The organism is Deltaproteobacteria bacterium, assembly GCA_023382265.1.
GTDB lineage: Bacteria > JAMCPX01 > JAMCPX01 > JAMCPX01 > JAMCPX01 > JAMCPX01.
Genome location: JAMCPX010000065.1, coordinates 1 through 10,135, shown reverse-complemented (window position 1 = coordinate 10,135; position 10,135 = coordinate 1). Strand labels below are relative to the sequence as shown.

Sequence of the window (10,135 nt, the reverse complement as noted above, 5' to 3'; positions counted from 1 at the left end):
TGTGGAGAGTATTAAGTGAAAAGAAGCCATATGAAGAACGTGGATTTATTGTAAACAATTCTGATCGCCCTGGGTGTAGACTGGCGGTCTGAAAAGGCGCGCCTTGGGTCAGGATAGGGGATCAGGATCGAACAGTTACTATGTGCTCATATAAAGCACGAAGAGAAGGCTGATCGTTTGTTTTTATAATTTGTTTGTTGGTTTGAAGTTTTATAATGGAGGTTGACAAAGCTTTTCAGAGAACGTCTACACATTACACATCCATAGAAAATATGGGAGGAATAGAGGTTAGCCCCGGGCATTGGACAGGTTAAAAGACGTGTATTTAATCAGGGCAAGGCTTGCCTTGCCCCTACGTCAGGAATTAAACCTCTCAACCAGCCCCCTTCTCAGGGGAAGATAGCAAGGTGAGGCAAAATGACTGAATGTAGGCCTCACCTCGGAGCTTTGCGGCGCTGATATTTATTGCCGTTTCTGCAATTTGACGAATCGCATTTGCTCTGTTAAATTATATGAAAGGAGATTAGCTTATGCTGAGCGTTCCTAAAAAGTACATAGTTGATAAGAACAATAAAAAAATTGCCGTCCAACTTAATATTAAGACCTTTGAAAAGATTGAAGAGATTCTGGAAAACTATAGTTTGGTACATTTAATGAAAGAAAACAAGCATGAGGAAAAACTCTCTGTTTCAGAAGCCAAAGCCTATTATAAGACTCTGAGCAAACATTCGTGAATGTCGAGTATCGTAAAAGATTTTTGAAAGAGCTCGCTGAAATTCCATCTCACGTAAGAAAAGTAATCGACACCTTTGTCTTTGAGGAAGTACCTTCTTTAGATTATATTTCTCAAAGTATAAGGATTGAGAAGTTAAAAGGATATCCCGATTATTTTAAAGCTCGTTTTGGTTCGTATCGTGTAGGAATGAAAAGGGAAGGCGATACTCTGGTGTTTGAAAGGGTCATGCATAGAAAAGACATTTACCGTTATTTCCCTTAGACCCGGCTTTCTGAGGAGTTAGATTTGGTCTGCCTATTGCTATTGAGCTGGTTTAAATCATAACGCCCTCGACCCAAGCTTATTGACAACTGCATAAATAATGTCCTATAATAGAGGCTGGAGGTGGAACTCTATGAGACCACATGGCAGCCCCATGCAGTTGGAACAAAGACGTTTCGCAGCGCTATCCTTACTCAAGGCAGGATTCCTTCCCGGTGAAATAGCTCAACGAATCGGAGTAGATCGTCGGTCAGTTCGGCGCTGGAAAGCCACGTATTATGAAAAAGGGAAGCCAGCATTAAAGGCGATTCCTGCTCCCGGACGACCTTCAAAGCTTCCAGAGAACAAAAAACAAAAGCTTGAACATATCCTTCTCAAGGGAGCAAAACAATACGGGTACCCGACTGACCTGTGGACTTGTCCCAGAATAGTTGTGGTTATTTCAAGAATCTTTCACGTTGACTATCACCCTGCTCACCTGGGACGTTTGCTTCATGCAATGGGATGGAGTCCACAGAAGCCTGAACGTCGTGCTCAGGAACGAAATGAGCGAGCAATAGCCCGTTGGATAAAGACTGACTGGGAAGGTATCAAAAAAAAACCAAAGAATTGAATGCCCATCTGGTGTTTATAGACGAAAGTGGTATCCTTATGACACCTCTTGTCCGCCGTACCTGGGCACCTTGTGGCAAGACCCCAATCATGTATCAAAGGACCCGTTCTCATGAGAAAATCTCAATGATTGCAGCCTTGACTGTTCCACCAACAAGAAAGAGGGTAGGACTTTATTTCTCTTTGCATTATTCAAACATTACAGCCAAGCTTATAACGCGGTTTCTGCGGAACCTGTCCCGGCAAATTCAAAAACCCTTAGTTATCGTATGGGATAACTTTCGCCCCCACAAAGCAAAAACAACATTGAGATTTCTTCGCAGAAATAAGAAAATTAAAATATTCTTCTTCCCGCCCTATGCTCCGGAGCTCAATCCTACAGAGTTTTTCTGGTCATATCTGAAAAATAATCCTTTAGTGGATGGTCGGCCAGTGTGACTATACAAGTGCTTTACCTTATCTCTTATAAATCCAGAATCTACATACTTCTCTACAAGTCGTAACAGATGATTCTCTGGGATCATTTCCTCTACCTTGATATGGTAAAACATCGGCTCTGTCCTTTGTTTCTCTCCTAACATCATGCCTCCTATGAATCATTTATTGATATTTTATCACTCTCGGATCATAAAATAAATGATTTTTTAAGAGGAGTTTTTCAACAGCCTGTCAAGGGCTGACCCCTTTACTCCGGTGGTTTGAGAGGGTAAACAATATTCTCTACTGATGGAGAATATTGTTTATTTAAATTATGTGTTCAGTGGTATAAGTTGTTAATTTTACAAGAAATGTTAGAGTGGCACTATTGCTGCTTTGCATATACAACTAAAGGCTAAAATGCATTAAGGAAGAATGTGAAGCTGATATGAAAACAACGAGGAGGATAAAGGTGAACAAACCAATAAGTGATATAACAAAGATAACAATAGGTTTATTAGTCCTTACCGTTATTGTAGCGGTAGTCTGGTATTCTTTGGGACCATCACATAGCAGCAAGGATATACAACTCGAAAATGACTCTAACTTCCCAAGATACGTATACAATTCCGAGAAATCCCTGTCTGCATACAGGATAGCAATCACAATACCCGAAGTGCTGAAAGCAGTGCCATGCACATGCGGATGCACTATGATAGGTCATACCAGCAGTAAAGATTGTTTCATAAATGATGACGGCAGTTACAGTCCTCATGCCGCTAACTGCGATGTATGTCAGGACATCGCTATAGATGCCTTTAAACTGTATAAACAGGGTTATTCTATAACTCAGATACAAAATGTCCTGCATAAAAAATACGAAACCAATAATCCATAAAAGGAGGAAATAAGATGAAAAGAGTATTAGCAGGCATCGGCGCAATAGTATTTACTATTGCTTTAACAGGTGTGGTCATGGCTGCAGGACAGACGACAACTCAGCCACAGGATCAAACCCAAGTCCAGAACGGTAATCAAGGATCAGGCACAAACATGGGCAAGCATAATGGTGATAAAAAAGACACGGGCGGGCAACAGGGTGACAATTCAGGCTCGAACACAAATATGGGGAACCATCACAATGATAATAATGGCAACGGCGGTCAGCAGGGCGATAATTCCGGCTCAAATGACAATACGATGGGCGGCGGACACCAGAACAACGGCGATACAGGTTCAAGCCATGATATGGGCGGACAGCACCACGATAACATGCATATGGATATGAACCATATGGACATGAATCACATGGATATGGGCGGGCACAACTGCGGCGGTTCCAACGGCGGAACAGGATGCAGGTAAACCCTGGTAGAAAGGATATGGCTTTAACCCATGTCCTTTCTATAAAAAGTTACGTATTAACCCACCATGAATAGTGGGATTTTTAACAGGTGTACTTGTAAGGGAATTGCCCTCATTTACTTTTGCGGGAACGTATCTCCTTCACGCACCCAGATTAGCAAATCCTTCAATGATTTTAAATGTGTGATTGAGATAAATGGCGGGTCAACGCCCGCCCGTTCCCGCCTATTAAATAGGCGATTATTTTAAAGGATCTTTTTTTGATGTTAAACGAAAACACAGTTATAATAAACATCCACAACATTCTTGGACTTATGGCAAAAGTGCTTATCTTATTTAAAAGAAAAGCTTCGTATGGATAAGGTATAAGAAGGGATTATGAAAAAGACAATTGCATTGATTTTCTCGGTTATTTTTACGGGTGTCAGTAGTGGCTATGCTCAGAAAATAGATACAATATTCGAATATACCCAACCGATAGCTGCGAATAGCAAAAAGTCCTTTACGGTCAACATTGAAGGAAAGGAATACACAGAAATTAAGATTGTATGTAATGTGAATCAACAGAATGTAGTGATGTATTACAAGACAGATAGTATGAATTCTTACGATTCAACAACGACCACAGAAATATTACCTTACTACAACTATCTTTATCACGGGAGAGAATTCCTGTTGTCCGGGCCTCTGCCGGTGAAAACAGCAGGCAGTATCAGTCTCGTTATAGAAAATAAAAGCGATAAAGAAACATCGGCCCGATTAACAGTTTACGGTATAAAACAATATCAGTAGACGCGGTTAGAAAGTCATCTTATATCTTGGGTAAGCGTTCAAACTTGCCAAACTGTTCAAAATGCCTGTCAAAGGCAAATGCCTTTGTCAGCTTAAGCGAGTTCATAACAGCGAAACTTGTGCAATCGGTAAAGCTGAAGTCCTTGTCGCTGTAACTTTTAAAAATTGCAAAGGACTCATTTTCCACAGGAGGTAGAATCGTTACTGTATCAAAATGTGAACTTTTTTTAAGATTCTCTCTGAAAGCCACCGCTATCTTGTGAGAAATCCTTGCTCTCAGATAGTTGAGCGTCTCACAAACAACGAAGTTTGTCGTAACAAAACGTATTCCATTTTTTACTGCATCTTTATAAAAATCTTTTGCTGATTGATGATTTGCATCATCGGTATCGGTAAGTGCTATGAATGCTCCCGTATCTATAAAAATTTTCATCTTTTTTTACCATAGAGATATTCATTATGCTTTACCGAGCCGTCATTGATGCCGGAGCTTGCAGATCCAATCACGCGTTCAAAAGGATCTATCTTGTAATTTTTGGATAGTTTGTTGGTACCAAGGTATTTTTCTACGGCCTCAAGAATTAACCGATTCATACTCTTTTTTTCTTCTATCGATCTATATTTTAGGGTTTTTAGGACTTCCTCCGGAAGTCTTATGTTTGTAGCAACAATCCCGGACATAAGCTTGCCTCCCCTTTTAAGATTATGATATTATAGTATCATAATATCATAAGTCAAGTGTTTCGGAATAACCTGGGACAACGGGGCTGTCCCAAAATAGATGGAAATGTCATTCGTTTCGGCATCTGCCTCCTCCTTAAAAATAACAAAGTGACTGCAGAATATTCTTTGCTTGTGAACAATATTCTTCAGTCTCAATACACATCATCGGTATAAGCCGTTAATTTTCCTGTAAATAGTATACTGGCACTGTTACTGCTTTTTTATTATATGGGACAGGCAATAAACAGAAAGTATGACTATCAAATATAAGGAAAAAGGATATGGCGAGAAAACAAATGGATGAATTAAGAAAGATTGTCATTGCATTGATAATCTTTGTTCTTCTTCTAATGATGAAGCAGAGTTCCACGGGCATGCCCGTGGGTGAATGCTTTTTACCGCCCGAAGGGCGGCAAGCGAAGCTTGTAAGATTGCAAAAGTGCCACGGGCTTGCCCGTGGGTATCTACTTTTAAATAGTTGATGGAGATATATGGCGGGTAAAAAACCCGCCCGTTCCCGCCAAGAACGGATAATTATTTTAAGGAGGTTTCCGATGTTAGACGAAAACATAAAAAAAAGATTGATCAAAAAGGCAAAGGTCGGGAGAAGATTGAATTTTACTATCGCAATCGTGGTAATAGTAACAATGGCGATTTTTGAATATCTCAGCTTGATTGTCATGCATAAATTTGGCGGTAATTTTTCAAATTATATAGAGTTTCACCTGATGCATGCTGTTATAACAATTGCTGTTCTGCTTATCGCTACCTACGTTATCATATCAAAATATGTGGTCAAACCGGTTTATCAGTTGTTAATTGCAATCGAAGAAATGAAGACTGGCAAGCTTGTTACCGCTCTTGAAGTTAAAAGCAATGATGAGTTTGAATTGCTTGCGGAAGAATTCAATGAAATGGGATTTCAGTTGCGAGATCTCATGCAGCACAAGATACGGGCCGGGAAATATAGTGCTGCTACTTTACTCGCGACAAGAATGGCAAATAGTCTATTTGAACCATGTTCCCTGTTGCGTACGAATGTAAAACTATTGAAAGATATCACCAAAGGGAACTCTCAGCTTGAGACTCTTTCTGACATGATACTCAAAGACGTGTTAAAAATCGAAGAACAATTAAAAGAAATAAGTAGCATTGAGGTTCCCAAGGAACTTCAATAGTACTCGCCCAGAGGGAATCAATATGGATACAAGGAAGAAATGGGATAGGACGGCACGCTTCTATGACATTTTTACTGCACCTATGGATGCCATGGGTCTTGTGAAGTGGAGAAAGATGCTCTTTTCCGAAATCCCGGAAGGCTTTATTCTTGAAATAGGTGTTGGCACAGGTAAGAACATAGAGTTTTATCCTGAGCGTAACAGAAAGTATTTCTGTATTGATATAAGCCGGAAGATGCTTGACCGGGCAGAATTAAAGGCGAGAAAGCACGGCAAAAAGGTAGACCTTGTACGGATGGATGCCGAAAACATGCAACTCCCTGCGGGAAAATTTAACTGTATAGTAGCTTCCTGTGTTTTCTGTTCCGTGCCTGACCCGGTAAAGGGATTGGAGGAAGTGAGAAGGGTTCTTAAATATGATGGTGTTGTATTGTTTCTGGAACATATGCGCCCCAAAAACAGAATGCTCGGAAGAGTTTTTGATGCGCTGAATCCAATAACATCAGGATTGTTTGGGTTTAATATCAACAGAAAAACAGTTGAGAACATAAAAGCAGCTGGTTTTGAAATACTTGAGGAACGTAACCTCCTGCTCGATATATTCAGACTCATTAGAGCAAGGCCTGCGAGATGAATAAGAGAGTATACTATAAGAGGATTGTCCATAGTTTAATAATATTTTCTCTTTATTGCACCAAAGAGTGGTGATTAACGTGGGAAAAGAAAATAAGTAGAAGGAGGATAAAATGAAGGACAGTTTTGTATCTGGGATCACGAAGATTATTATAGCTGTCATTGTTGGTGTATCTCTATGGTTTTCTGCAAGGGAAATAAGGATAGGGTTGGAAAAAGACGTTGTGCAAAGAAGAGAACAGGTAGTCAACCAACCAAATCCTACACCGCCATCACTACCGTCACCTCAGCCAACCGGGGACTCTTCCAAGTTTCAAGTTGCATACAGCCCTTATGAAGGAAAGAAGAATGCACCCGTAACAATGATTGAATGTTTGGACTATCAATGCCCTTTCTGTGCGAGATTTGCTCAGGACACGCTTAGGCAGATAAAAGAGAATGAGATAAAAAACGGCGAGGTTAAACTTGTGATTAAGAACTTCCCGCTCCCATTCCATCAAAATGCCGAGAAGGCCGCGGAAGCAGCCGAGTGTGCAAATAAACAGGGAAAATTCTGGCAGATGCACGACCTTCTGTTTAATGCTGGTGAAAGGCTGGATATGGATAGCCTTAAATCGTATGCAAAACAAATCGGACTTAACTCTGCTCAATTTGACCATTGTCTTGAAAGTGGGGAAACGGTAGGGATAGTAAATGCCGATAGATCCCAGTGTGCCTCAGCAGGGGTAACAGGTACACCGACTTTTTTTATCAACGGGAAAATGCTTGTTGGCGCTCAGCCTTATGAACAATTTAAAAGCTTTATTGGTGAGAGCAGATGAAATCAATCCCTTTCAGCAAAGCAAGACCTACGAGATGATAGCAGAATGGACACCTTAAAAGCATTCAAATATTTTTATTCAGAGCATGTGGTTGACAAAGGCAGAGAGGTCCCTTTCAGGATTTTGCTTGCTTTTCTTATTACCTTTATCATTGCGCGGTTGACGGTTTATTCAATAATGAACGCTCTCCTGCCGAGTATGTTTTTATTTGTCAACGGGACCCATATTCATCATCTCAATTATGGAATATTTTTACTCTCTGTTTCCGGGTATTTTGCACTTACCCTTGCGAAGAACGAAAAATGGATTCACAGGATATCCATAGTTTATGGAGTAGGCCTCGGTCTTACGTTTGATGAGTTTGGGATGTGGTTGCATTTACGTGATGATTACTGGATGAGGCACAGTTACGATGCTGTAATTATTGTGGCAATACTGCTGCTGAACGGTATTTTATTTGGCAGGCTCTGGATGAATTATTGTTCTCATTGCATAAAAAGCATGATGAAAAAAGAAAAGGAATATGGAAATAAAACATAAAAGTAATATATTTACGATAATAGTTTTGTTTGTAACTGCCGCAAATCTTTATGCAAATGAATTAAAGTCTGTCAAGATATCTGGTAGTTTTCCCACAACAGCGGTTTTCTCAATGAGTGAAGCAGACATACGGGACGGCGAGTTTCAATATGCTATACGAAATTCCGAAGACTATAAGACTATGATTATTGAGGGAATCGGCATTATAAATGCACCGACTCAAAACGTCTATAAAATTCTCGTCGATTTCGACAGCTACAAGGAGTGGATGCCGACGATTAGGTATTCGCATGTAAAAGACGAGGTAAATGGTATCACTACGGTTGATCTGAAGCATTCTATGCCCTTTGTGGGGAAGTTTGATTGTCAGCAGAAATATCGGATAACCGAAAAAGACAAAAGCGAAAAAGTTATCGATTACTATACTACTTTATGCGTTTTCGGGCCGAGTAACGGCAGGTATTGCATTCAGCCGGCACAGGAACCGGAGAAAACCGTTCTGAAATATTATCAGGAAATCAGTCCCAGCAGGTTTATCCCTAATTTTATACTGAAAATTATTGCAAAAAAAGGAGCAAAAGACACAATAAAAGCTCTCAAGAAAAGGTTGAGAGAGGTTCAATGATTACTAAATTTAAGAAAGCAGCGACTATAGAAGAAGTGCGTGTTTTGTTTAGGAGAAAGGCTATTAATACCCTTCATTGAAAGCGATGGAGGATTGGTTATAAATATTATACCAGAACTACAGGGAGGCTTCATGCGGAACAGTATGTATAAATCGAACAAAGAAAAATCATTAGAGAAAGTAAAGAAGGTCTATTCCTTCTGGGGCAAGTTCCCTTCGCTTTATAGTGCTCAGGACCTCTTCACCTTTTTAGGGAAGGCGGGGACTATAAGAAGATATGCCGTTGATGCCCTTGGTTTAAAAAATGGTGATAAAGTCCTTGAGGTTGCATGCGGCTCCGGAAGGAACTTCCGTTACCTGATCAATGCAGTCGGGAAGGAGGGAAAGATCACCGGTTTTGATTACAGCCAGGAGATGCTGAACGCCGCAAGCGGCCTCTGTAAACGCAAGAGCTGGGGAAATATAACTTTGGTACATGGTGATGCGGCCGTACTCGGAGTCGAAGAAAAAAACTTTGATGCGGTCTTGAGTGTTCTCGGCATCAGCGCCGTACCGGAATGGGAGAAGGCGTTGCAGCGGTGCAGGGAGGTCTTGAAAAAAGGCGGCAGGCTGGTCGTCTGCGATGCACGGCTCTTTACAGGTATTTTTCGGGCTTTAAACCCCCTTATCAAACTCATTTATTCGACATTTGCCGCATGGGACCCTTCAAAAGACATACCGGGTAAAATGAAAGAGATCTTTGGAAATGCAGAAGTTAAAGCTTTCAACATGGGGACATTTTTTATAGCGAGATCGGTAAAACACAAGGAATAAAACATGGGAACTGTGACCGGTAAAATAAATTTACATGCCCCGATGGAGCGGGTATGGAAATTTATTACGGACCCCGAAAACTTCCCAAAGTATGTGTACGGATACTCCGGCGGCGAGGTGCTCACTTCCGATAAAACCGGCGTTGGTGCACGATACCGGTGGTACGGTAAAATCGGTATTCTGAAACTAAAATCGGTGGAAGAAATCGTCGAATGGGAGGACAACAGGCGGGTCGCCTACAGCGGGACATTGTTTGGGATAAGATTCGCCTCTTCGATGACCATTGTCCTGTTGAAAAATGATACGACCCTCCTCACTGTTTCCATAAAGTATACAATACCCGTGTTTATGGGCGGCGTAATTACCGATTTTCTCATGGCAAAAAGGATAGTCAAAGACTATGTCGACAAGTCCATTGAAAAATTGGAGCAGGAGTTCAATAGCGAATCATACCGGCGATAAGAGTCGTGTACCATAGAAGGAGGTAAATTATGTTTATTGTCCTATTCTGGGATGGTTGAAAACCCTCGCCTTCAGGCGAAGCGAAAAGTGTGCTAATGTGGTTGCATGCGACAATATCATACCGGAACGCACACGAAATATGATTTGAAGGTACACT

The 10,135-nt window shown here is 40.9% G+C and carries 16 protein-coding genes and 1 pseudogene; 14 read left to right on the top strand and 3 right to left on the bottom strand.

Annotated features, from left to right (window positions below; translation table 11 throughout):
* Positions 1 to 530 precede the first annotated feature (530 nt).
* The 3 genes from M1381_11660 to M1381_11650 all read left to right on the top strand — a co-directional run bounded on the left by M1381_11660 (position 531) and on the right by M1381_11650 (position 1,610).
* Positions 531 to 734: a hypothetical protein gene (locus M1381_11660; protein ID MCL4479727.1), complete on the top strand. Its 204-nt coding sequence runs from the start codon at positions 531 to 533 to the stop codon at positions 732 to 734.
* A gap of 23 nt (positions 735 to 757) precedes the next feature.
* On the top strand, positions 758 to 997 hold the full coding sequence (locus M1381_11655) for a type II toxin-antitoxin system RelE/ParE family toxin (protein MCL4479726.1): 240 nt from the start codon (positions 758 to 760) through the stop codon (positions 995 to 997).
* A 133-nt stretch (positions 998 to 1,130) separates the two neighbouring features.
* Positions 1,131 to 1,610 (top strand): winged helix-turn-helix domain-containing protein, encoded by a 480-nt coding sequence (locus M1381_11650; protein ID MCL4479725.1) that lies wholly within the window; start codon positions 1,131 to 1,133, stop codon positions 1,608 to 1,610.
* Positions 1,611 to 2,005: 395 nt separating this feature from the next.
* Here M1381_11650 and M1381_11645 read toward each other — a convergent pair.
* A pseudogene (locus tag M1381_11645) lies at positions 2,006 to 2,190 on the bottom strand (hypothetical protein).
* Positions 2,191 to 2,474: 284 nt separating this feature from the next.
* On the opposite strand from M1381_11645, the gene M1381_11640 reads away from it, so the two are divergent.
* The 3 genes from M1381_11640 (at position 2,475) to M1381_11630 (ending at position 4,183) form a co-directional block, all read left to right on the top strand.
* Positions 2,475 to 2,924, top strand: a complete 450-nt coding sequence (locus M1381_11640; GenBank protein MCL4479724.1) for a PCYCGC domain-containing protein — start codon at positions 2,475 to 2,477, stop codon at positions 2,922 to 2,924.
* 14 nt (positions 2,925 to 2,938) lie between these two features.
* Positions 2,939 to 3,391, top strand: coding sequence for a hypothetical protein (locus tag M1381_11635; protein ID MCL4479723.1), 453 nt, complete (start codon positions 2,939 to 2,941; stop codon positions 3,389 to 3,391).
* A gap of 378 nt (positions 3,392 to 3,769) precedes the next feature.
* Positions 3,770 to 4,183 (top strand): hypothetical protein, encoded by a 414-nt coding sequence (locus M1381_11630; protein ID MCL4479722.1) that lies wholly within the window; start codon positions 3,770 to 3,772, stop codon positions 4,181 to 4,183.
* A gap of 19 nt (positions 4,184 to 4,202) precedes the next feature.
* Here the strand turns inward: M1381_11630 and M1381_11625 are convergent, their stop codons facing one another.
* Together M1381_11625 and M1381_11620 are read right to left on the bottom strand one after the other, a co-directional pair.
* Positions 4,203 to 4,616 carry a PIN domain-containing protein gene (locus tag M1381_11625; GenBank protein ID MCL4479721.1) on the bottom strand — a complete coding sequence of 138 codons (414 nt, stop codon included), beginning with the start codon at positions 4,614 to 4,616 and terminating at the stop codon, positions 4,203 to 4,205.
* Positions 4,613 to 4,864 carry an Arc family DNA-binding protein gene (locus M1381_11620; GenBank protein MCL4479720.1) on the bottom strand — a complete coding sequence of 84 codons (252 nt, stop codon included), beginning with the start codon at positions 4,862 to 4,864 and terminating at the stop codon, positions 4,613 to 4,615. The genes M1381_11625 and M1381_11620 overlap by 4 nt, the downstream gene beginning before the upstream one ends.
* A 323-nt stretch (positions 4,865 to 5,187) precedes the next feature.
* Here M1381_11620 and M1381_11615 point away from each other — a divergent pair, with 323 nt between their 5' ends.
* The 8 genes from M1381_11615 to M1381_11580 all read left to right on the top strand — a co-directional run bounded on the left by M1381_11615 (position 5,188) and on the right by M1381_11580 (position 9,978).
* Complete coding sequence (locus M1381_11615; protein MCL4479719.1) at positions 5,188 to 5,388, top strand: hypothetical protein; 201 nt, start codon at positions 5,188 to 5,190, stop codon at positions 5,386 to 5,388.
* A 72-nt stretch (positions 5,389 to 5,460) separates the two neighbouring features.
* Complete coding sequence (locus tag M1381_11610; protein ID MCL4479718.1) at positions 5,461 to 6,084, top strand: HAMP domain-containing protein; 624 nt, start codon at positions 5,461 to 5,463, stop codon at positions 6,082 to 6,084.
* A complete protein-coding gene (locus M1381_11605) occupies positions 6,059 to 6,718 on the top strand; it encodes a class I SAM-dependent methyltransferase (protein ID MCL4479717.1) in 660 nt (219 codons plus the stop codon). The genes M1381_11610 and M1381_11605 overlap by 26 nt, the downstream gene beginning before the upstream one ends.
* A gap of 112 nt (positions 6,719 to 6,830) precedes the next feature.
* Positions 6,831 to 7,538: a DsbA family protein gene (locus M1381_11600; GenBank protein MCL4479716.1), complete on the top strand. Its 708-nt coding sequence runs from the start codon at positions 6,831 to 6,833 to the stop codon at positions 7,536 to 7,538.
* A 45-nt stretch (positions 7,539 to 7,583) separates the two neighbouring features.
* Positions 7,584 to 8,078 (top strand): hypothetical protein, encoded by a 495-nt coding sequence (locus tag M1381_11595; GenBank protein MCL4479715.1) that lies wholly within the window; start codon positions 7,584 to 7,586, stop codon positions 8,076 to 8,078.
* Complete coding sequence (locus M1381_11590) at positions 8,062 to 8,703, top strand: hypothetical protein (protein MCL4479714.1); 642 nt, start codon at positions 8,062 to 8,064, stop codon at positions 8,701 to 8,703. The genes M1381_11595 and M1381_11590 overlap by 17 nt, the downstream gene beginning before the upstream one ends.
* Before the next feature lie 144 nt (positions 8,704 to 8,847).
* On the top strand, positions 8,848 to 9,516 hold the full coding sequence (locus M1381_11585; protein MCL4479713.1) for a methyltransferase domain-containing protein: 669 nt from the start codon (positions 8,848 to 8,850) through the stop codon (positions 9,514 to 9,516).
* Between the two features lie 3 nt (positions 9,517 to 9,519).
* Positions 9,520 to 9,978 (top strand): SRPBCC family protein, encoded by a 459-nt coding sequence (locus M1381_11580; protein ID MCL4479712.1) that lies wholly within the window; start codon positions 9,520 to 9,522, stop codon positions 9,976 to 9,978.
* Positions 9,979 to 10,135 lie beyond the last annotated feature (157 nt).

Coding starts and splice junctions, on each gene's coding strand:
- M1381_11660 (MCL4479727.1), top strand. CDS start 531: ATGCTGAGCGTTCCTAAAAAGTACATAGTTGATAAGAACAATAAAAAA.
- M1381_11650 (MCL4479725.1), top strand. CDS start 1,131: ATGAGACCACATGGCAGCCCCATGCAGTTGGAACAAAGACGTTTCGCA.
- M1381_11640 (MCL4479724.1), top strand. CDS start 2,475: ATGAAAACAACGAGGAGGATAAAGGTGAACAAACCAATAAGTGATATA.
- M1381_11635 (MCL4479723.1), top strand. CDS start 2,939: ATGAAAAGAGTATTAGCAGGCATCGGCGCAATAGTATTTACTATTGCT.
- M1381_11630 (MCL4479722.1), top strand. CDS start 3,770: ATGAAAAAGACAATTGCATTGATTTTCTCGGTTATTTTTACGGGTGTC.
- M1381_11625 (MCL4479721.1), bottom strand. CDS start 4,616: ATGAAAATTTTTATAGATACGGGAGCATTCATAGCACTTACCGATACC.
- M1381_11620 (MCL4479720.1), bottom strand. CDS start 4,864: ATGTCCGGGATTGTTGCTACAAACATAAGACTTCCGGAGGAAGTCCTA.
- M1381_11615 (MCL4479719.1), top strand. CDS start 5,188: ATGGCGAGAAAACAAATGGATGAATTAAGAAAGATTGTCATTGCATTG.
- M1381_11610 (MCL4479718.1), top strand. CDS start 5,461: ATGTTAGACGAAAACATAAAAAAAAGATTGATCAAAAAGGCAAAGGTC.
- M1381_11600 (MCL4479716.1), top strand. CDS start 6,831: ATGAAGGACAGTTTTGTATCTGGGATCACGAAGATTATTATAGCTGTC.
- M1381_11595 (MCL4479715.1), top strand. CDS start 7,584: ATGGACACCTTAAAAGCATTCAAATATTTTTATTCAGAGCATGTGGTT.
- M1381_11590 (MCL4479714.1), top strand. CDS start 8,062: ATGGAAATAAAACATAAAAGTAATATATTTACGATAATAGTTTTGTTT.
- M1381_11585 (MCL4479713.1), top strand. CDS start 8,848: ATGTATAAATCGAACAAAGAAAAATCATTAGAGAAAGTAAAGAAGGTC.
- M1381_11580 (MCL4479712.1), top strand. CDS start 9,520: ATGGGAACTGTGACCGGTAAAATAAATTTACATGCCCCGATGGAGCGG.